We start from the raw sequence: 21,250 nt of genomic DNA, 5'->3' as shown, positions 1-21,250 counted from the left end.
CTTGAAAAACAGATCATTCCAAGTGCGGCATTATGACAATGTTTAGGGGCAAGAGGTGTGAGAAATTTGTATTTCTTTGATGTATTTTGGTGACGCGGTTTAAAGGTCGCCCCATAGCGATTGAAAAATAGAGAGCGCTGCAATGGGGGCCGTTTCGGTGCGAAAAACTCTTGGCCCTAATGTTAAGGGCGTAAAGCCCTGTGTTTCGGCGTGCTGTATTTCAGCGTCGCTTAGCCCGCCCTCTGGCCCAATTAATAGGCTTATGGACGCAGGGGCTGCGAGAGAGCTGAGTGTGGTGCTAGCGCGATGGTGCAGTACAAAGCGGTACTGGCTATCACAGCTTTTTACATAAGCGTCGAGTGAGGTGGCCGGCCCGAACTCGGGTAACCGGTTGCGTTGGCATTGCTCGCAGGCACCTATGATTATTTTTTGCCATTGTTGTCGGCGTTTTTCTAAACGTTCAGCGTTTAGTTTTACTTCCGTACGTTCACTAAACAACGGGATTATGCGTGTGACACCCAGTTCTGTTGCCTTTTGCAACACCCAATCGAAGCGATCCCCGCGAGAAATGCTAATGGCGAGTTCGGTTATTAAGGGCGATTCACGGTCGATGGCTCTTTCTTCACCTATCGCGAGAGTGGCTACTTTTTTGGTGGCGTGCTCGATGGTTGCTGGAAACTCGCTACCACTATTGTTAAATAAGAGCAGCTCACGGCCAGGCTGCATACGCAACACTTTTATTAGGTGGTGAGAGGCCCCTTCTTCGAGCGTAACGCTAGAAAAAGGGGTAATACCCTGTGCAGTATAGATACGAGGGATGCGCATTAATTTAGTCGGCTAAACCCAAATTATTAACAATAGTACGCGTAGGTTCGATTTGGTTCATGGTGTAAAAATGTAAACCGGGCGCGCCATTTTCAATCAGTGTTTCACATAACTCTGTGATGAGGTCGATACCAAATGCGGTAATACTTTCTTGGTCATCTTGAAAGTCTTCCAAGCGTTTACGTATCCAGCGTGGAATTTCTGCACCACAGGCATCGCTAAAGCGCGATAGGTTACGGAAGTTCGTAATGGGCATAATACCGGGGTAAATCGGCGCGACAATACCTTCTTTTTTGCACGCTTCAATAAAATACAGGTACGCGTCGGGATTAAAAAAGTACTGCGTGATAGCGCTGTTTGCGCCTGCATCGAATTTACCTTTTAAATAGCGTACATCTTCCAAATAGCTTTTGGCTTCTGGATGAATTTCGGGGTAAGCCGCGACTTCGAGCTGAAAGTGATCACCGAAGTGCTTGCGAATAAAGGCAACCAGTTCGTTGGCGTAAACCAACTGCATGGCGGCGCCCATACCGGATGGCATATCGCCACGTAGTGCGACAATTCGATCAACACCAAGGTTTTTATAGTCGTTGATCATGTTGCACATGATGTCTTCGTTGTCGCCGCCAAACGATAAATGGGGGGCAACGGCTATACCTTCATCGCGCATGGCGGTGATGACATCTTTGGTGTTATCACGGGTGGAGCCACCAGCGCCGTAGGTAACAGAAAAAAAGTCTGGGTTTAGCTTATTTAATTCTGTGCGTACGGTTTTCAGTTTTTCCACACCAACATCAGTTTTTGGGGGAAAAAACTCAAAGCTAAGACGTAAATCGTTTTCGTCGTTCATAACGGTTTCCACATTTACTAGGCCGCTTGTTCTAAAGGCCCCTTGTCACGGATGAGCAAGGGGCGAGGCTAGATACTACAAGACGTGACTAGCTTAGTACTTGTAAGATTCGGGCTTGTACGGGCCGTCTGCATCAACGTTGATGTATTTGGCCTGTGTATCGGTAAGGCGAGTAACAACACCGCCAAAACCTTCAACCATGGCTTTTGCAACTTCTTCATCTAACTTTTTCGGCAATACTTTAACGTACAGTTGCTCTGCCTTATCGTTAGAAGGTAGGTCGGCAAATTTCTTTTCGTACAAATAAATTTGAGCTAACACTTGGTTGGCAAATGAACCGTCCATAATACGCGATGGGTGGCCCGTGGCGTTACCCAAGTTTACGAGGCGGCCTTCAGATAACAGAATAAGATGGTTGTTAGTGGCTTTATCGCGGTAAATTTTGTGTACCTGCGGTTTAACCTCGTCCCATTCCCAGTTGGCGCGCATGTAAGCGGTATCGATTTCATTGTCGAAGTGACCAATGTTGCAGACAACAGCACCGTTTTTAATAGTTTGCAGCATAGCGGCATCACATACGTTGGTATTGCCGGTAGTGGTTACGATTAAATCGGTTTTGCCAAGCACTTCGATGTTAATGTCTTCAGCTTTGCCGGTGTTAATGCCGTCGTTGTATGGAGATACCACTTCAAACCCATCCATACAGGCTTGCATGGCACAAATAGGGTCGATTTCAGAGACTTTTACAATCATACCTTCTTGACGTAAAGAGGCTGCGGAACCTTTGCCCACATCACCATAGCCTACAACGAGTGCTTTCTTGCCGGATAACAAGTGATCGGTGCCGCGCTTAATGGCATCGTTCAAGCTGTGACGACAACCGTATTTGTTGTCGTTCTTAGATTTGGTGACCGCGTCATTAACGTTAATGGCGGGTACTTTAAGAGAGCCTTCTTCAAGCATCTCTAACAAGCGATGTACGCCTGTTGTGGTTTCTTCAGAGATACCGTGAATGGTGTCTAACATGGCCGGATATTTTTCGTGCACTATTTGGGTTAAATCGCCCCCATCATCCAGAATGATGTTTGCGTTCCACGGTGCATCACCTTGCAATATAGTTTGTTCAATACACCACCAGAATTCTTCTTCGGTTTCGCCTTTCCATGCGAACACGGGAATACCCACAGCGGCGATTGCAGCGGCGGCATGGTCTTGTGTAGAGAAGATATTACAAGAACTCCAACGAACCTCTGCACCCAATTCAATAAGGGTTTCGATGAGAACAGCGGTTTGAATAGTCATGTGAATACAGCCCATAATCTTGGCATTTGCCAATGGCTGTTCGTTACGGTATCGCTCGCGCAAAGCCATAAGTGCGGGCATTTCGCCTTCGGCAATATCGATTTCCTTGCGGCCCCATTCGGCGAGGGAGATGTCGGCGACTTTATAGTCGGTAAATTCTGTTGTGCTCATGATGTTCTCCGGTATTGCCGAGGGTGTCGGCGTTCTTCAATAGGTGTAATTAATTTGGTGGTGTATCTCGCTGGCGCCACTCAAACGTCAGCCGAACGCCGTCGGTTACGAGGACGTTCGGCTGCGTGATTTACAGTGCCGACTTTAACGCTTCAGCTTTATCGGTTTTTTCCCATGTAAAATCAGGCAGTTCACGACCAAAGTGACCGTAAGCGGCAGTTTGCTGATAAATGGGACGCAATAGATCTAGCATTTCAATTAGGCCGCGTGGGCGTAAATCGAAGTGCTCTTTAACCAGTGTTTCGATCGCGCTGTCTGAAATTTTGCCAGTACCAAATGTATCGATCGAAATCGAGGTAGGCTCAGCTACGCCAATGGCATAACTCACTTGAATTTCACAACGATCGGCTAAGCCTGCGGCAACAATGTTTTTCGCTACGTAACGACCAGCGTATGCGGCTGAGCGGTCAACTTTAGAGGGGTCTTTGCCCGAGAAAGCACCGCCACCGTGGCGTGCCATGCCACCGTAGGTGTCCACAATAATTTTACGACCAGTAAGGCCGCAATCACCCACAGGGCCACCAATAATAAATTGCCCTGTTGGGTTGATATGATATTGAGTGTCGGCGTGTAGCCATTCCGCGGGTAACACCGGCTTGATAATTTCTTCCATAACGGCCTCACGAATTTGGGCTTGCGTGACGTCTGGGTTATGTTGGGTCGATAAAACGACGGCATCGACAGCTACAGGTACGCCATCTTTGTAGCGCAATGTAACTTGGCTTTTTGCATCGGGACGAGACCACGCGTGCGTGCCGTTTTTGCGCAGTTCAGCTTGTTTTTCAACGAGGCGGTGCGAGTAGTAAATGGGAGCAGGCATTAACACGCTGGTTTCGTTCGTGGCATAACCAAACATCAAACCTTGGTCGCCAGCACCCATGTCTTTATCTATGGCTTCATCTACGCCCATAGCAATATCAGAAGACTGCTTACCAATGGCGTTAATAACAGCGCAAGAATCGCCATCGAAGCCTACGTCACTAGAGTTGTAACCAATACCGTTAATCACATTACGAATAAGGTCTTCGAGGTCGACGTAGGTCGAGGTGCGCACTTCACCGGCGACAATAGCCATGCCGGTTTTTACCATGGTTTCGACGGCAACACGTGCGTGTTTGTCGTCTTTTAATATTGCATCCAGAACGGCATCAGAAATCTGATCTGCCATTTTATCTGGGTGCCCTTCAGAAACAGATTCTGACGTAAACAGAGAATACTGAGCCATTAATGTTGCTCCTTAATGAATTGTCTTATTTGAATTTGAAAGCCATTGCGTAACGCAAAATAAACGCTTTGGCCTTCGAGAAAACCACTGTCGGTTGCCCAGCGGCCGAGATCTTGCGGGTCGAAACCCAGCCAGATATCGCCGCAGGCGTCGCGAGCCCAATCTTGGTCGTGATGACAAAGATCGCATACCAGTAATACCGCGTTAGGTTTGAGTGCGGTGCTCACGTCGGCAAACATCTGGGCCGGTGACGGCGTGTGATGCAGTACCATATTAATCACGGCGCAATCGAAAATAGGCCCCGTGCTTGTACAGAAACGTGAGTCGTTATGGTGAAAGTGAATGTTTTGTAAGTTCTTGCTGTCGGCAAACTGCTGGGCTGCCCTCAGCATAGCCTCAGAATTGTCCAGTGCGGCAACCTGCTGAAAGCGTGTAGCGAGTTCCCGTAAAAAAATACCTTCGCCAGGCCCAATTTCAAGTGCGTTCTCGTACGCTGGAATGGGGCTTGAGCGAAGCAGCTCAACTACTTGATCGGCATACACGTCATAAGCGGCAATTAAATCCTGCTTTTCCTTAAATTCACCGATATGCTCAGCGAAAAAGTGTTGCGACGCGTGCGCACGTTGTTGGTGAACATCGGTAATGCGGACATTTAAATCTGCCTGCAATGGGATTTTATCGATAGTCTCGTGCAGTGTCGTTTGTAGTGGTGCAAGCTGATCTTGTTGGTCGGCATGGTTCCGCAAATAAAAGATGGAATTGCCTTCGCGTCGGGTCGCGACCAAACCTGCCGTTGCCAACACTTTTAAGTGGTGGCTCATACTGGATTGCTTGATCTGAAATAGATGGCATAACTCGGTCACGCCATAGGAGTCGGTAGCAAGTGCGCGCAGAATATCCAATCGCAACGGGTCAGCCGCGGCCTTAAGCAGCGGTGAGATCGACAAGGCATTAAGGGCGCTAGTCGTGTTTTGAAGAGATTGTGTTTGCGTGTTCATGGGGGCAGTCTAGCAGCACCAAAAACCTATATCAAAATATTTTGATATAGGTGGGTCGTTTCTTATAATCTTGCCCCAAAATGGCGCCAAAAAGGCAAAAACACCCCTTTTTTCATCTAAATGTCAGTTTGACTATAAGAATCCGGTTTACCTGAGATGCCAAGTAAGGGAGAATACGCGCTCCAATTTTTCGACCTTCCCCGGCTGAGAAGTAACAAATCTCAGGTGTAGTCGCTTTTTAAAAAAGCGGGGCCGGGAGCCTTTCTATTTATCTACTTCAGGAGTCATTAACACATGTCTTCACGCAAAAATCTTGCTAATGCAATTCGTGCCTTGAGTATGGACGGCGTACAAAAAGCTAACAGTGGACACCCCGGCGCCCCAATGGGTATGGCCGACATTGCCGAAGTCTTGTGGAATGACTTTCTGCAGCACAACCCGCAGAATCCACAGTGGAGCGATCGTGATCGCTTTGTACTGTCTAACGGTCATGGCTCAATGCTGATCTACTCGTTGCTGCACCTTAGTGGTTACGAACTCCCTATCGAAGAGTTGGCCAATTTCCGTCAGCTGCATTCGAAAACACCGGGTCACCCTGAATATGGCTACACGCCGGGTGTTGAAACGACAACGGGCCCGCTTGGGCAGGGCATTTCAAATGCTGTTGGTATGGCTATTGCCGAAAAAACCTTGGCAGCGCAGTTTAACCGCGACGATCACGCCATTGTGGATCACTACACATACTGCTTCTTAGGCGATGGTTGTTTGATGGAAGGCGTCTCCCATGAGACGTGCTCATTGGCCGGTACGTTGGGCTTGGGCAAGTTAGTGGCCTTCTGGGATGACAACGGTATCTCAATTGATGGTGAAGTTGAGGGTTGGTTTACCGATGACACGCCTAAGCGTTTTGAATCTTATGGCTGGCACGTTATTCCAGCAGTTGATGGGCACAATGCCGACGCGATCAAAGCCGCTATTGAAGCCGCAAAAGCAGAGCCTAATAAGCCGACTTTAATTTGTTGTAAAACAACCATTGGTTTTGGTTCGCCAAACAAGCAAGGCACGCACAACTGTCACGGTGCACCGTTGGGCGATGGCGAAATTGCCGCAGCACGTGAATTTTTGAACTGGCCACACGCGCCATTCGAAATTCCCGCTGATGTCTACGCGGGTTGGGATGCAAAGGTAAAAGGTAAAGCTGCCGAGAATGCATGGGCGGATAAATTTAGCGCCTATCAAGCGGCTCACCCTGCGTTAGCAGCAGAATACGAGCGTCGTGTTATCAAAGGTGATTTGCCTGCAGATTTTGAAGCAAAAGCGAATGCCTTTATTGCAAGCGTTCAAGCGGGCGGTGAAAATATAGCGAGTCGTAAAGCCTCGCAAAATACTATCGAAGCCTTTGGCGCATTATTGCCGGAATTGCTTGGTGGTTCTGCCGACCTGGCCGGTTCCAATTTGACGTTATGGTCAGGCTCGAAAGGTTTAACCGCAGAAGACGCCAGTGGTAACTATATTTACTACGGTGTGCGTGAATTTGGCATGAGCTCTATTATGAACGGCTTGTCGGCACACGGCGGATTCATTAACTATGGTGCAACTTTCTTGATGTTCCAGCAGTACGCGGCTAACGCTGTACGTATGTCGGCACTTATGGGCTTGCGCAATGTATTTGTTTATACGCACGACTCTATCGGTCAGGGCGAAGACGGCCCAACGCACCAGCCTATTGAAGTATTGGGTACGTTGCGTTTAACGCCTAATATGGACACGTGGCGCCCTTGTGATGCAACTGAATCAGCCGTTGCCTGGAAGTCAGCCGTTGAGCGCAAAGATGGCCCTTCTTCATTAGTGTTTAGTCGTCAAGGTTTGGCCTCTATGCCGCGTACAAGTGCGCAGGTGGAGAATGTGGCTAAAGGTGGTTATGTATTGGTTGATACCGACGGCACCCCCGACATTATCTTTATCGCCACAGGCTCTGAAGTTGAATTGGCGGTTAAAGCTGCTGAAGCATTGACGGCAGAAGGTAAGAAAGCGCGTGTTGTCTCTATGCCTTCAACCTCTACGTTTGACCAGCAGGACGCCGAATACAAACAGTCGGTACTGCCTTTAGAGGTGAGTGCTCGTGTTGCAATTGAAGCTGCAGCCGCGGATTACTGGTACAAATACGTAGGCCTTGATGGCCGTGTTGTGGGTATGACCACCTTTGGTGAATCTGCACCTGGCGGCGTTTTGTACGAGCATTTTGGTTTCACCGTAGACAATGTTGTCAATACTGCAAAAGATCTCATAGAAGATTAATCACACAGTAATGTGAATTGTCGTACCGTCATAATTGGTGCGGCAATATCTATTATAATCGAGCGGTTGCTGTGCAGCCGTTCGGGTTATTTCGGTTGCTTTATTGCACCCTAACAGCCCCTTCCTACTATCTATTTATCAACCTATTGAATAACGCTTCTGCGTTATTGCAAAGACTTTCTACTACCTCTACTGGAGAAAAGCATGTCAGTAAAACTTATGAAAGATTTGGATCTTAACGGTAAGCGGGTCTTAATCCGTCAGGACCTTAACGTACCGATTCAAGACGGCGAAATCACGTCGGACGTTCGCATTCGTGCCTCCTTACCTACCATCAAAGCCGCACTCAAGTCTGGTGCTAAAGTTATGCTGATGTCCCACTTGGGTCGCCCAACCGAAGGTGAGTACGAAGAGCAGTTTTCACTTAAGCCTGTAGCCACGCGTTTGAGCGAGCTATTGGGCCAAGACGTTGCAGTTATTAAAGATTGGCAAGCCGGTATTGATCTAAACGACGGTGACGTTGTGTTGCTAGAGAACGTTCGCTTCAATAAAGGCGAAAAGAAAGACGAAGAGGCCTTGTCAAAAGCTTACGCAGCGTTATGTGATGTGTTTGTGATGGATGCCTTTGGTACGGCTCACCGCGCACAGGCGTCTACACACGGAGTTGCAAAGTATGCGGCCGTAGCATGTGCTGGACCTTTGCTCTCGGGCGAACTCGATGCATTGTCAAAAGCACTAGCTAACCCCGCGCGCCCAATGGTGGCGATGGTTGGCGGTTCAAAAGTATCGACCAAGTTAACCGTTTTAGATGCATTATCTAAAATATGTGACATTTTGGTTGTGGGCGGCGGTATTTCGAATACCTTCGTGGCTGCGGCAGGTAATGAAGTAGGTAACTCTTTGTATGAAAAAGATTTAATCCCAGAAGCTCAGCGTTTATGTAAAGAATCCGAAGTGATTTATGCAACCGACGTGCGTACCACAAAGGAAGGTTTTAGCGACTGGTCTCATAACTCTGTTGTAGAGGCAAAGCCTGCAGAAAATGTACAGGCAGACGAAGAAATTATTGATTACGGCCCAGAAACGGCCGCGCGCGTTGCTCAAATATTGAAAGACGCTAAAACCATCATGTGGAATGGCCCTTGTGGTGTATTTGAATACGATGCTTTTGCTAATGGTACCGAGACTATTGCGCGTGCAATTGCAGAGAGTGAAGCATTCTCTCTAGCGGGTGGCGGCGATACACTTGCGGCTATCGACAAATTTGGATTGGCCGATAAAATTTCTTATATTTCAACGGGCGGCGGTGCTTTTCTTGAGTATGTTGAAGGCAAAGAGCTTCCCGCTGTTGCAATGTTAGAGACACGCGGAGCCGAGTAAAGCGTATAGGCGGAAACGCTTACGCTCTATCTGAAAAGCCCACCTTCGAACAGACGGTGGGCTTTTTTTTGGCTTTTTGGTATGAATTAGGATTAATATTGTGCAATGGATGAATCGGAACGACGCCTTCTTCGTCAACAACTAAAACCTTTGCAATTCGTTGCACCTTTCTCGCTAGAGGCTTGCTCCGCGGAGCTACACAATTTCTTCTGCCTGTATGGTTTTGATTCCTTATCGAAAAAGAAAGGTTGTGAGCATTTCGCTGGTACCGTTCGCTTGGGTGGGTTTGAATGTGTTGTTCATTGTTGGCAGCAAAAGAATTCGCTTGCACCTTTGCCGCAGCGCACTGTCATTCTTAGCCACGGTTTATTCGACCATTCGGGTCTTTACCTTCAGCTGGTTAGTAGGCTGCTTGAGTCGAACTTTACGGTATTGATGGCGGATTTACCGGGGCACGGTTTAAGTGAGGGCGAGCCTGCGGCCATTAATAGTTTTGTTGAATATGCGAATGTGGTGAGCGATTGCGTGGTGTTAGTACAGCAGCATAAAAAGAGGTTTGGCTGTATTTCATTGATAGGTCAAAGTACGGGTGCGGCAGCGATTTTACGCTATTTACTTGATCAGGCTTATGCCTGCCCAATCGAGAAGGTCGTGTTGTTAGCACCGCTTATAAAGCCCCGACGTTTTGGTTTTATTAAGCTAAGCTTTCCCTTAGTGCAGTTATTGCGAGTGCCTATTAAGCGTCATTTCAGCATGAACAGTAACGATGAGGCTTTTTGTCGTTTTCTGGCGCAAAAGGATCGTTTGCAGACACGCATTATTCGTCATTCATGGCTGCGAGCAATGCTTGAATGGGTAGAATGGTTTGGAGTAAAACGCCGCAATATTCTGGCCGATATCGATAGGCCATTGACTGTGCCAACGCTAATAATTCAGGGAGAAGAAGATGAAACGGTTGATTGGCGATTTAATGTACCGGTTATTCAAAGTGTATTTGCCAACTGCAAAGTTACCTCTATTGCAGGAGCGCGACATCATTTGGTTAACGAAAGCGATGTATTGCGTACGTGCATCTATTCGGCATTGCTTGCCTTTCTTGAATAGAGGGTTTCGAGCGCGAAGGCAAGCGTGTATGGCTGGGTGTCTAGTGGCTATGTTGATGCTTGCGGGGTGTGCAGAGCAACCGTCTATTACCCTGCCGAATTCTCCCGAGGGAACCTCACAGCAAAATATTGCAAAGGCGTTTCGAGAGTACAAAGGTCATACGTTACTGACGGACCAGTTTGGTGTTGTTGAGCAAACAGATCCTCCCGCTAAAAAGCCGCTTGGCAATGGCTTTTATGAGTCCGAATTCTTTGTGTTTTACTGGCCGACAACTGAATGCGTAGAAGGGTATACTGTATTTGAACGGTGCAATATTGAAAGTTGTGATTATCGATTTGAATGGGTAGAAGGTGTATGCGACTAACGAAAAGTTGCTAGATTGTACACCGAATGCTTTATGGTTTTCGTTGTTACCTGCATTAATCAGGGCTATATCAATAAATTGCACCTATAGAAAAGGCGACTTTCTCGGTCGCCTTTTCTATAGGTGCAATTATGGCTGGACGCTACCCTAAAAAATATTGGTACGCTTCGTTATTAGTTTCGTCGGAGTACGGATAGCCCAAATCCTTAAGCAGTGTTTCGAGCTGTTTGTGTTCTTTTTTGGGCACTTGAAAGCCGACTAATACGCGGCCAAAGGCTGCACCGTGATTACGGTAGTGAAACATTGAAATATTCCAGCGGCCAGCAAGTTTCGTTAGAAACTTAAGTAGAGCACCTGGACGTTCAGGAAATTCAAAACGATAAATTTTTTCATCACCGGCTTGAGGCGCATGTCCGCCAACCATATGGCGAATATGGAGTTTAGCCGTTTCGTTTTCGGTCATATCGCAAACTTTATAGCCTTTTGATGCTAGCGTGTTGGCAATAACTTCCCGATCATTATTGCTTGGCGATACTTGTAAACCAACGAATATATGGGCATCGCGATTATCGGCGTAGCGATAATTAAATTCCGTAATAGAACGCTTACCTAAAAGCTTGCAGAATTTCGCGTAGCTGCCGGGCTTTTCGGGAATAGTTACCGCGAATATGGCTTCGCGCTTTTCGCCGATTTCGGTACTTTCCGAAATAAACCGTAGACGATCAAAATTGGTATTGGCACCACTAGAAATAGCGACGAACGTCTTTCCTTCGCAGCCGGTTTCAGCAACGTATTTTTTCAGCCCTGCGAGAGACAGTGCGCCAGCAGGTTCGGTTATAGAGCGCGTATCTTCAAAAACGTCTTTAATGGCTGCACACATCTCGTCGGCGGTGGCGGTGATCACGCCATCGATACTCGCTTTAATTACGCGGTAAGGTTCTTTGCCTATTTGAGCAACGGCTACGCCGTCGGCAAATATACCTACATGAGGCAAGGTAACGCGTCGATTTGCGTCGAGAGCCGCTTTAAGGCATGCGGCATCGACGGGCTCTACGGCAAAAACTTTTGTTTCTGGGCGTACATATTTAATGTAAGCGGACATGCCTGCACAAAGACCACCACCGCCAACAGGAATAAAAACGGCATCTATGGGGCCGGAATATTGGCGCAACAGCTCCATTGCCACAGTCCCTTGCCCGGCAATGACATCGGCATCGTCGTAGGGGGGAACGTAAGTCATGCCTTTTTCTACAACTAATTTCTGTGCATGTGCAGAGGCTTCGTCGAACGTGTCGCCCATCAGAACGACTTTAGAGCCACGACGTTTAGCGGCGTCAATTTTAATGGCAGGTGTGGTTTGTGGCATGACAATAGTAGCGCTCACACCCAAATGTTGAGAGGCTAAGGCCAGGCCCTGTGCATGGTTACCTGCAGATGCTGCCACGACGCCTTTGGCGCGTTGTTCGTCAGTTAGTTGAAGCAGTTTGTTGTAGGCACCGCGAATTTTAAACGAGAATACGGGTTGCAAGTCTTCGCGTTTGAATAGCACTTTGTTTTTCATGCGAGTCGAAATCAAAGGCGCTTCGTCCAGGGGTGTTTCCACGGCGAGGTCGTATATGCGCGCATTGAGAATGCGTTTGATGTAAGACTGGGGCATGCTGTACGTTCCGTTTATAGCGAGAGGCTTAGCTGTAGCGATAGTATCGCTGGTTAGGGCCGGCAATGGTAAAGGATGAATCAACTTAAGTCATGACTTTTGGCCTAGCAGGCGACCTAGAGTGAAGGTATTCGTTATTCTGCACCGAATTAACATGCGGTTTAGAGTGATTTTTTGTAAAATGCTGCGTCACTTCTTCTCACCCACCTCTATTGGATTTTTCAACGCCCTATGAATCAGGACGACCTAAAGAAAGCCGTTGCACAAGCCGCCATTGACTACATTCTCCCTTCGCTAGAAAAAGATACAATAGTCGGCGTTGGAACAGGCTCAACGGCTAATTTTTTTATCGATATGCTAGGCGCTCATAAGGGCTTATTTGATGGTGCAGTGGCCAGTTCTGAGGCGTCTGCTGAGCGGCTGAAAAAGCTGGGTATTCCCGTTTACGATCTTAATAGTGTGAGCGGCATGGCGGTATATGTGGATGGTGCAGACGAAAGCAACGAATCCCTTCATTTGATCAAGGGCGGCGGTGCGGCACTGACACGTGAAAAAATCGTCACTGCCTGTGCAGATGAATTTATTTGTATTGCTGATGGCAGTAAATGGGTGAAGACACTCGGTACCTTTCCTTTACCTGTTGAAGTGATACCTATGGCGCGAGCGCATGTAGCGCGTGAGCTGGTTAAATTGGGTGGAGACCCTGTTCATAGAGCGGGTTGTATCACCGATAACGGCGGCGAAATTCTTGATGTGTATGGGCTAGCGATTACAGATCCTGTGGCGATGGAAAATGCTATCAATCAAATTGTTGGTGTTATCGCAAATGGATTGTTTGCTCAGCGTCCAGCGGATGTATTGCTTTTAGGTACAGAAAACGGTGTTAAAACTTTTAAAGCGGCCAGTTAAGCGCATTTGCGTATAATTGTTTGTTTAAACTCTCATAGTTAGTTAGCTAGGAAATTTCATGTCGGCTCCCCTTAATTCTTTAGATAAAGATAAAATTAAATTCGTATTGTTTGAAGGCGTGAGTATATCCGCTGTCGAGAGTCTTAAACATGCGGGTTACACCAATGTTGATTATTTAAAAACAGCCTTGGCAGAAGACGAACTCATTGAAAGGGTGAAGGATGCTCATTTTGTGGGGCTACGTTCGCGTACACAGCTAACTCGAAAAGTATTTGAAAACGCGCCCAAGTTGGTGGCGGTAGGGTGTTTTTGTATTGGCACTAACCAAGTAGATTTAGCTGCGGCGCAAGAGCATGGTGTAGCGGTATTCAATGCACCCTACTCCAACACTCGCAGTGTGGCAGAATTAGTGATTGCCGAAGCAATTTTGTTGCTGCGCGATATTCCTGCAAAGAATGCGGGTTGTCATCGTGGTGAGTGGCAAAAATCGGCTATTGGTTCTTTTGAAATTCGCGGTAAAACTCTGGGGCTTATTGGCTATGGCTCCATTGGCAGCCAAGTGAGCGTACTTGCAGAATCATTGGGTATGAATGTACTTTTCTTTGATGTCATTAATAAATTGCCATTGGGTAATGCTACCCAATGTAAATCATTAACTCAGCTGCTCGCCAAATCCGATATTGTTTCATTGCATGTACCTGAAACAGTTTCCACGCAAAATCTCATTGGTGCTACTGAAATTTCTGCCATGCAAAAAGGCGCTATATTGATAAACGCTTCACGTGGCACGGTCATTGATATTGACGCGCTCGCAAAGGCGTTGGAAACCAAACATCTTTCGGGTACGGCAATTGATGTATTTCCTGTGGAGCCTAAAGGTAATGCAGAAGAGTTTGTTAGCCCGCTGCGAGCCTTTGATAACGCCATTTTGACTCCACATATAGGGGGGTCAACAATGGAAGCACAGGAAAATATTGGTTTCGAGGTAGCGGAAAAACTCATTAAATATTCTGATAACGGCACTACTATTTCTTCGGTGAATTTCCCGGAGGTTGCGTTGCCAAGCCATCAAAATGTTCATCGGTTATTACATGTACACAAAAATGTTCCCGGTATATTAACGTCTATTAACCAAGTGTTTTCGGACAATAATATTAATATTGCCAGCCAATATTTACAGACCAATGAAAGTGTGGGTTACGTAGTGGTTGATGTGAATTCACCTTACAACGAAACGGCACTTACGCAGCTGAAAGCTATCGATGGCACTATTCGCTGCCGAGTATTGTTTTAAAATAATCGATCAAAAAAATAGTGTAGAATAATGAATAAAGGGCGCGTTTTTCGCGCCCTTTTTAGTGTGAGATATTGTGCGTATGTGCGTTTAGTCGTTGGGCACATTTTTTCAGCTGGGTAAATTTACGACCGGTATCTGTTCTTGCACTTCTTTTTTCATGTAGTGGATAATAAACTTATAACTACCATAAAGCGCCATTGATGAGGCAATTATCCAACCGATGGCATAAACAGGCGTGCGAGAAAGCAGGCTTAAATGCCATAACACACTGGCAAGCCAGTATGATAATAATAAACTCCAGACCACTGAAAACCCTAACCATACATGCCCTGCTTCCCTCTGCATTACACCAATGGTTGCCACGCACGGTGCATACAATAAAATAAATACTAGATAACAAAAGGCGCCCCATGAAGAAGGGAATAGTGTTTGCATTGCTGCGTAACTGTGGGGTTGTGCAGTGGTGGTTGCTTCTTGGGCGGAGCGAATGCCGAGAGGGTCTGTTAGTGCTGCGGTAAGCCCCTTGGCGTTATCGATAATACTGGTGAGTGCGCGAGTAAAATTCTGTAATAACTCGGGAGGCTCTGAAGATCTATCGTCCGAATTTTTGGGGCTGTAAAGTGTATCAAGAGTACCGACGACAACCTCTTTGGCAAAAAGGCCTGTAAACAACCCTACGGTTGCGGGCCAATTGTTTTCACCGATACCCATGGGCGTAAAAAGGGGGGTTAACCATTTGCCGGTTACCGATAGCGCAGAATTTTCAGTATCTTGATTGCCCCAACTTCCATCGGGGCTGAACGATGAAAAGACTGATAGTACGAGCACTACCGCAACAATGCGCTTTCCTGCTCGCCAACTAAAGGAATATAGTCGATGCCATGTTTGTGTTAGCACATTGCGTAAAAGCGGGCGATGATACGCGGGCATTTCAGTGATGTTCGCACCTACAGCATGTGAAAACAGTTTACGTCTTAATAGCCATGCGGATAAAACAGCAACCGCAATCCCCAACAAATATAATGTGAAAATGGCATTTTGAGCCTGACTTGGGAAAAATGCAGTTCCTACGAAAACATAGACAGAAAGGCGCGCACCGCAACTCATAAAAGGCGCAATGAATATAGTGGTGAGCCGGGCGCTGGCTTGGCCAAGTGAGCGAGCGGCCATAACCGACGGCACGTTGCAGCCGAACCCAATAATCAGTGGAATAAAAGCCTGTCCGGGCAGCCCGATCTTTGCCATTAATCGGTCTATAACAAATGCGGCACGCGATAGATAGCCAGAATCTTCAAGTACCGACATACATAAATATAAAAAGCCGATCACGGGAATAAAGGTGCCTACCAGCTGGATGCCGCCGCCGAGTCCATCAGATAACACCGCTTGCAACCACTCTGGTGAGCCTGCACTGGCGAGAAGCCAGCGAGTACCGTCAACAAACAAACTGCCCAATACAATATCGAAGAAATCAATAAACACCGCACCGAGGTTTACGGCGATGGTAAATAATAAGTACATAATCAGTAGAAAAAAAGGCAGTGCTAATTTTGGGTGTAATAGCCAGCGGTCAATTTTTTCGGTGCGACTGATGTTGTTCGATGCGCGATAACTTTTTTGCGCGGCGTCAGTAATATCGATAGGGCTGCTGTTTCGCGGTGCTACTAACGGCGTTGTAAGGGCTTGCGTAATTTGCGCTTTTAGCGACGGAATGCCCCGACCGCTCGAGCTAATGACGCCTGCAACAGATAAGCCCGCAGAGTGTGCTAGTGCGTTTAGGTCGATATGAATATTTTCGATCGCCGCCGAATCGAGCATATTGACGACGAGTATCACAGGGGTTCCGGTTGCGAGTAATTCGGGTAGCAGCTCCAACTGTTGTGGGAGGCGTGTGGCGTCCATGACTAGCAATATAAGGTCGGGTTGGCCGCTGAGAACATAGTCAAGCGCGACTCTAGCTTCTAGTCCGTGGCTCTCATCGTGCAGTGTATAAACGCCGGGCAGGTCAACGAGGAGTGCGGTATTCGAGCCAAGAAGAAGCTTTCCATCTTTTCGTTCAACGGTTACGCCGGGCCAATTTCCGGTGCGTTGGCGTGTACCCGTCAATCGGTTAAATAGTGTGGTTTTACCGCAATTAGGGGTGCCGATAAGGGCGATTTCTTTCACTTAATGGTTCTCTGTTCTTGGGCGCCGACAACTAAGACTGAATCGATACGGAAATGAATGCTGCCTCGTCCGAGCGAATAGAGAAAAGCGTGCCGCGACATTTAATTTGCATGGGGCCAGTTCTTTGATGCCGGTGTAGCACCTGAACAAGAACGCCAGGTTTTAGTCCCAGCGCACCACATTGGCGATGTAGGGATGGGTTATGCCCTAACAGCGAGTGGATGGTTGCCTTGGTGCCAATGGCGAGTTCGTTTAGCGTGATTGACATAGGCTGATGTGACTCAAGAGCGGGTTGTTGACTGTAAGTAATAATAATTCTTATTTGGGAATCGTTATTGATATTCATCAACCCTTTTGCGTTCTCATTATTCTTTATGACTAAAAATTCTACACATTGTTGATTTTGAGGACAGCGAAGCCTATATTAGTGCCGCAGCAATAGGCCAATAACATGAAAATTCTTCGTGATATAGCGTGCTTTAGTAACAATAAAGTTTGATAATCACCACGTTATGAGGAATTGAGTCACGCTTTGGTGTGAGTGTTCACTTGTTCTGTGAGCCATTAAGCATTGGGCGTAGTTGTTGCTGGAAGGTTAGTGAACTCGCGGTAAACTGTAATTTAAGAAGCACATTAGACTTGGGTTTGAGGTGCTTTTACCTAAATTGGTACACATCGTGCTCCTAGCTTATCGGAATCGAATTAGTTCACTAATCGAAGGCTAATTAAAAAATAAGATAAGAGCGTAGAGGATTAAATCGTGAAAACTGATGTATTGACTCTAGCCGCCATAATTTTTGTTGTTGGATTATTGGCGACCGGACTAAGCGCTACAGATAATACTGATAGTGCCGCATTGGATGCGCCCGCCGCTGAATTACACCAAGGGGTAGTGGTAAAGCGGTAGTGTAAGGTTATAAAGGCTGACCATTAGAAGTGAAATAGTGCGTTAGGGGTGTGTATTACTAACGTTCGCCAACTTTATTTAACGTGCGCCCTGCACATGTATTAGACGCTAATCCGTATTGAGCAGTGGGTTGGTGTTTTTCGTTTACTCACCTTATTTTGTTTCTCGCTTCAACCCGGTCCGTTGGGCTTGAGAGCTGTTGTTTGCACCTTTATTGTGCGTACGAGACCGAATAATACATTGGTCCGTTACGATAAAATCCATTGGTATATCCCAATGCTCTATCTCCAGTTGTGGGCGCTCTTGACACCGATGCGCGAGCCCGATTAATACGGGTGGCAAGAACGGATGCCGCCGCTTATAGGCAAAGGTTCTATCGTAGAAGCCGCCGCCCATGCCCATGCGATTCCCCCTATTATCGAAACCCACTAACGGTAACAGCACCAGATCCAACTGGCGTGTCGCTATAGGCTTATTTAGCGGTAGCGGCTCAGGAATACCAAAACGGTTGGGGGTTAATTTGGCGCCTTGACGGTAGGGCCGAAAAATCATTTTCTGTCGCGTGAGTACAGGGTAGTAAACGTGCTTGTGCTGTCGTAGCGCCATGGCGGCAATAAAGTGAGGCGATATCTCGCCATCGTTAGCAAAATAAAGGGCGATACGAGTTGCGCGCTGATAGTCTGGCAAGCGGGCTATATTTCTACACAGGGCATAAGCCGCAGAGCGTTGCTCAGAAGGCGTTAATGTCTTGCGTAGACGCCTCAATTGGTGGCGTTGGACAGACCTATTCATGGTGGAAAAGTGCTTTGACTGCGTACGAGAGAAGCGCTGGGAGCTGGGTGTGGAGGGGTTGAGGTTGTAAAGTCCCGGGAATGCCGCTGTTAACCATTACCTTGAACCCGACGATTCAAGGGGGAGGGAACTGCAATGCGTCAGGCTTTCCGTCGAGCGGACATGCACACAGCACAAACGAGTAGCCTCCTAACAAAACTTTATCGGCTCAGGGATTTAGCCAACTGGCAAACACCCCAGGAGCACTCAGTATAGCATTGAGATTTTGGCTGAACAGTCTTGACATTCATCTAATTGAAAACTTAATCACACGCTTGGTTAATCGCCCAGCGCTTTGCTTAATTTCGCGGCCATGCGTTCTAGAGTGGTCTCATCTTCATTGCTAGTGGGTACCGTTATTGCTTGCTGGAGTTCGTAGCACAAGTTTAGGGCCGTCATTACTGCAACGCGTTCCAATCCGATAACATTGCCGCTACTGCGAACAGTGCGCATGCGTTCGTCTAGCTCTTCAGCAGCGCGATGAAGAGCGTCGCGCTCGCTAGGAGGGCAGGCAATCTGGTAATCTTTGTCTAGGATATTCACGTGTACGGGAGTCTGGTCGCTCATGCTCGCATCCGGTTCTTCTACAGTACTCAAGATTCCGCCTCTAAGTTTTTAAGTCGCGCAATCATCGCTTCAATGCGCGTACGTGCCAGCTCATTTTTTTCTATTAGGCGCGCGCGCTCCTGCTGCCAATCTGTTTCTTTGGTTCGCAGCGAGGTGTTTTCTTTCTCGAGTCGAGTACATAGGCTAATGAGTTCGTCCAGCCTAGCTTCAACGTCGTTTAGCAATCGATTAGTCATATGCGTTAAGGTGCTGTCGTTTCTATAATGGGCCAGCAATATCCAGTGTCAACTATGTGCATGTTAATAGCAATTTTAGAAAAGTATAGTGCTTTCTTGTTCTGCCTTGGTGCAGTTAGGCCGAAGAATCGATACTTTTTGAACCGTAAGAGGTTTTTATGAGTGGTTTGTTTGAGTTTTATTTTGTAAATGATCAATTAATGAATATGGGTAGTGTGAATTCTGCAGCGGAGCTACAGGGCGTTTTGTGTGGTCGGTTGTGTACAGGAGAGCAGCTGTCACCTTCCGATTGGCAGGCGGTGGCTTTGGAGTTTCTGGATTTGGACTACATCACACCAAATGAAGAGCAAGAAGCGTTATTCAAACTTATACTGGAGCGTACCGCAGAGTTGCTCAGCGACGATAGCTATGGATTTAACCCGTTATTGCCTGGAGATACTGCAAGCTTGGAACGCCGTTCGCAAGAATTAGGCAGCTGGTGTGAAGGCTTTTTACACGGGCTTGGGCAAGCGATTGGCAAAGCAGGGCTTGGCCAAGGTGATGACCTGCCGAAAGATGTCGGCGATGCTTTACGTGATATGGCGCATATATCGCAGGTTGTGGTAGATGGCGATGCGGCATTAGAAGCCGAAGAAAACGAAGTTTACTGGGTTGAACTCGTTGAATATGTCAAAATCGCCGTGCTTACGGTTCACGCTGAACTCACGGCCAAAACACCCGCTACCGTCATGCCTAGCGATAACTCTCCTGATAACATGCACTAACTTTCACTTAACAAGTCAACGATTATGAGCATTAGCAAGCAAGAATTTTCCCGTCGTCGTAAGGCCTTAATGGCAATGATGGAGCCGAATAGTATTGCAATATTGCCTTCGGCATCCGAACAAAGCCGTAGCCGTGATATTGAATACCCCTTTCGCCAAGATAATGACTTCTATTATCTGACAGGTTTCGACGAGCCTGATGCCGTATTGGTGCTGTTGCCAGAGCGTGAGCATGGCGAGTACGTACTGTTTTGCCGAGAGAAAGATAAGGAAAAAGAAATTTGGGATGGTTATAGAGCCGGGCCAGAAGGCGCATGCATAGATTTTGGGGCGGATGATGCGTTTCCAATTGATGATATCGATGAGATTTTACCGGGATTGATTGAAGGTCGGGAGCGCGTGTATTACGCCATGGGTAAAGACCCCGATTTCGATCGGCATCTTATGGAGTGGGTCAATCGTATTCGAGCCAAAGTCCGCGCTGGCGCTATACCTCCGGGCGAATTTCTTGATCTTGACCACTTTCTTCATGACATGCGTCTGTATAAAAGTGCCGAAGAAATTCGCTTAATGGAAACAGCGGCAGATATTTCTGCGCGCGCGCATCAAAAAGCGATGGAAACCTGCGCACCCGGCCGCTATGAATATGAGCTTGAAGCTGAGATTAAATATGCTTGCGCGCTTGAGGGTGGGCGGCATGCGGCTTACAACAGTATTGTTGGCGGGGGCGCCAACGCGTGTATTCTTCACTACGTTGAAAATAACCAGAAACTGAAAAATGGCGATTTAGTCCTTATCGATGCGGGCTGCGAATATGAATTTTATGCTTCTGATATAACACGTACTTTTCCTGTAAACGGAAAATTCTCACGAGAACAAAAAGCTATTTATAACCTCGTGTTAAAGGCGCAAGAAGCCGCTATTGAAAAAGTAGTACCCGGTAATCATTGGAATGAGCCGCACGATGCTTCGGTGCGGGTTATCGTCGAAGGTTTAATCGAATTGGGTTTGTTAAAAGGAACCCCCGAGACGCTTATCGAAAAAGACGCCTATAAAGCGTTTTACATGCATCGCATTGGCCATTGGTTGGGTATGGATGTACATGATGTAGGTGATTATAAGGTGGGTGATGAGTGGCGAGTATTGGAGCCGGGTATGGTAATGACGGTAGAGCCGGGTATCTATATTGCCACGGATAACAACACTGTCGAGAGTAAATGGCGGGGTATTGGTGTTCGTATTGAAGACGATGTGGTGATTACCAAAGAAGGTTGTCGTGTTCTAACGGATGGCGCGCCTAAAACAGTGGATGAAATTGAAGCTGTGATGGCCGGTTAAC

Annotated in this window: 20 protein-coding genes and 1 other RNA gene; 9 read left to right on the top strand and 12 right to left on the bottom strand. The window is 47.2% G+C overall.

The window, feature by feature from the left end:
• Positions 1-99 precede the first annotated feature (99 nt).
• The 5 genes from H5647_RS02105 to H5647_RS02085 form a co-directional block, all read right to left on the bottom strand.
• Entirely contained in the window at positions 100-825 is a 726-nt protein-coding gene (locus H5647_RS02105) for a 16S rRNA (uracil(1498)-N(3))-methyltransferase (protein WP_045855943.1), read from the bottom strand.
• Positions 826-829: 4 nt separating this feature from the next.
• Positions 830-1,675: a methylenetetrahydrofolate reductase [NAD(P)H] gene (gene metF, locus H5647_RS02100; protein ID WP_045855941.1), complete on the bottom strand. Its 846-nt coding sequence runs from the start codon at positions 1,673-1,675 to the stop codon at positions 830-832.
• A 93-nt stretch (positions 1,676-1,768) separates the two neighbouring features.
• Complete coding sequence (ahcY, locus tag H5647_RS02095; RefSeq protein WP_045855940.1) at positions 1,769-3,148, bottom strand: adenosylhomocysteinase; 1,380 nt, start codon at positions 3,146-3,148, stop codon at positions 1,769-1,771.
• Positions 3,149-3,278: 130 nt separating this feature from the next.
• A complete protein-coding gene (gene metK / locus H5647_RS02090) occupies positions 3,279-4,433 on the bottom strand; it encodes a methionine adenosyltransferase (RefSeq protein WP_045855937.1) in 1,155 nt (384 codons plus the stop codon).
• Positions 4,433-5,431 (bottom strand): ArsR/SmtB family transcription factor, encoded by a 999-nt coding sequence (locus H5647_RS02085; RefSeq protein WP_045855936.1) that lies wholly within the window; start codon positions 5,429-5,431, stop codon positions 4,433-4,435. Before H5647_RS02085 ends, metK begins: the two co-directional genes overlap by 1 nt.
• A 294-nt stretch (positions 5,432-5,725) precedes the next feature.
• On the opposite strand from H5647_RS02085, the gene tkt reads away from it, so the two are divergent.
• The 4 genes from tkt (at position 5,726) to H5647_RS02065 (ending at position 10,577) form a co-directional block, all read left to right on the top strand.
• The gene (gene tkt / locus H5647_RS02080) at positions 5,726-7,729 is read left to right on the top strand and encodes a transketolase (protein WP_045855935.1); all 2,004 of its coding nucleotides are present in this window, start codon (positions 5,726-5,728) and stop codon (positions 7,727-7,729) included.
• A 204-nt stretch (positions 7,730-7,933) separates the two neighbouring features.
• Positions 7,934-9,109: a phosphoglycerate kinase gene (locus tag H5647_RS02075; protein WP_045855933.1), complete on the top strand. Its 1,176-nt coding sequence runs from the start codon at positions 7,934-7,936 to the stop codon at positions 9,107-9,109.
• Between the two features lie 105 nt (positions 9,110-9,214).
• A complete protein-coding gene (locus H5647_RS02070) occupies positions 9,215-10,213 on the top strand; it encodes an alpha/beta fold hydrolase (RefSeq protein ID WP_045855930.1) in 999 nt (332 codons plus the stop codon).
• Between the two features lie 28 nt (positions 10,214-10,241).
• Positions 10,242-10,577, top strand: coding sequence for a hypothetical protein (locus H5647_RS02065; protein WP_045855929.1), 336 nt, complete (start codon positions 10,242-10,244; stop codon positions 10,575-10,577).
• Positions 10,578-10,719: 142 nt separating this feature from the next.
• Here the strand turns inward: H5647_RS02065 and ilvA are convergent, their stop codons facing one another.
• Positions 10,720-12,234 (bottom strand): threonine ammonia-lyase, biosynthetic, encoded by a 1,515-nt coding sequence (ilvA, locus tag H5647_RS02060; protein WP_045855927.1) that lies wholly within the window; start codon positions 12,232-12,234, stop codon positions 10,720-10,722.
• 231 nt (positions 12,235-12,465) lie between these two features.
• Here ilvA and rpiA point away from each other — a divergent pair, with 231 nt between their 5' ends.
• Complete coding sequence (gene rpiA, locus H5647_RS02055; protein ID WP_045855926.1) at positions 12,466-13,143, top strand: ribose-5-phosphate isomerase RpiA; 678 nt, start codon at positions 12,466-12,468, stop codon at positions 13,141-13,143.
• Positions 13,144-13,201: 58 nt separating this feature from the next.
• Complete coding sequence (gene serA / locus H5647_RS02050; protein WP_045855923.1) at positions 13,202-14,437, top strand: phosphoglycerate dehydrogenase; 1,236 nt, start codon at positions 13,202-13,204, stop codon at positions 14,435-14,437.
• A gap of 111 nt (positions 14,438-14,548) precedes the next feature.
• Here serA and feoB read toward each other — a convergent pair whose 3' ends face one another.
• Together feoB and H5647_RS02040 are read right to left on the bottom strand one after the other, a co-directional pair.
• The gene (gene feoB / locus H5647_RS02045; protein WP_045855921.1) at positions 14,549-16,606 is read right to left on the bottom strand and encodes a ferrous iron transport protein B; all 2,058 of its coding nucleotides are present in this window, start codon (positions 16,604-16,606) and stop codon (positions 14,549-14,551) included.
• Between the two features lie 31 nt (positions 16,607-16,637).
• A complete protein-coding gene (locus H5647_RS02040) occupies positions 16,638-16,952 on the bottom strand; it encodes a FeoA family protein (protein ID WP_236074740.1) in 315 nt (104 codons plus the stop codon).
• A 414-nt stretch (positions 16,953-17,366) separates the two neighbouring features.
• On the opposite strand from H5647_RS02040, the gene H5647_RS02035 reads away from it, so the two are divergent.
• The gene (locus tag H5647_RS02035) at positions 17,367-17,513 is read left to right on the top strand and encodes a hypothetical protein (protein ID WP_162926262.1); all 147 of its coding nucleotides are present in this window, start codon (positions 17,367-17,369) and stop codon (positions 17,511-17,513) included.
• A 153-nt stretch (positions 17,514-17,666) separates the two neighbouring features.
• Here the strand turns inward: H5647_RS02035 and H5647_RS02030 are convergent, their stop codons facing one another.
• The 4 genes from H5647_RS02030 to H5647_RS02015 all read right to left on the bottom strand — a co-directional run bounded on the left by H5647_RS02030 (position 17,667) and on the right by H5647_RS02015 (position 19,147).
• Entirely contained in the window at positions 17,667-18,305 is a 639-nt protein-coding gene (locus tag H5647_RS02030) for a 5-formyltetrahydrofolate cyclo-ligase (RefSeq protein WP_082086928.1), read from the bottom strand.
• 67 nt (positions 18,306-18,372) lie between these two features.
• A non-coding RNA gene (ssrS, locus tag H5647_RS02025) (6S RNA) lies at positions 18,373-18,551 on the bottom strand.
• A 72-nt stretch (positions 18,552-18,623) separates the two neighbouring features.
• Entirely contained in the window at positions 18,624-18,911 is a 288-nt protein-coding gene (locus H5647_RS02020; RefSeq protein ID WP_045860984.1) for a cell division protein ZapA, read from the bottom strand.
• Positions 18,912-18,937: 26 nt separating this feature from the next.
• Positions 18,938-19,147, bottom strand: a complete 210-nt coding sequence (locus H5647_RS02015; RefSeq protein ID WP_045855919.1) for a TIGR02449 family protein — start codon at positions 19,145-19,147, stop codon at positions 18,938-18,940.
• Between the two features lie 158 nt (positions 19,148-19,305).
• On the opposite strand from H5647_RS02015, the gene H5647_RS02010 reads away from it, so the two are divergent.
• The gene (locus H5647_RS02010) at positions 19,306-19,911 is read left to right on the top strand and encodes a UPF0149 family protein (RefSeq protein WP_045855917.1); all 606 of its coding nucleotides are present in this window, start codon (positions 19,306-19,308) and stop codon (positions 19,909-19,911) included.
• 24 nt (positions 19,912-19,935) lie between these two features.
• Positions 19,936-21,249 carry a Xaa-Pro aminopeptidase gene (gene pepP / locus H5647_RS02005; RefSeq protein ID WP_045855915.1) on the top strand — a complete coding sequence of 438 codons (1,314 nt, stop codon included), beginning with the start codon at positions 19,936-19,938 and terminating at the stop codon, positions 21,247-21,249.
• Position 21,250 lies beyond the last annotated feature (1 nt).

The sequence above is a fragment of the Teredinibacter purpureus genome, from assembly GCF_014217335.1.
Classification (GTDB): Bacteria; Pseudomonadota; Gammaproteobacteria; order Pseudomonadales; family Cellvibrionaceae; genus Teredinibacter; species Teredinibacter purpureus.
Note: the sequence above shows the minus strand (reverse complement) of the source record. Positions and strands in the feature narration are given on the sequence as shown.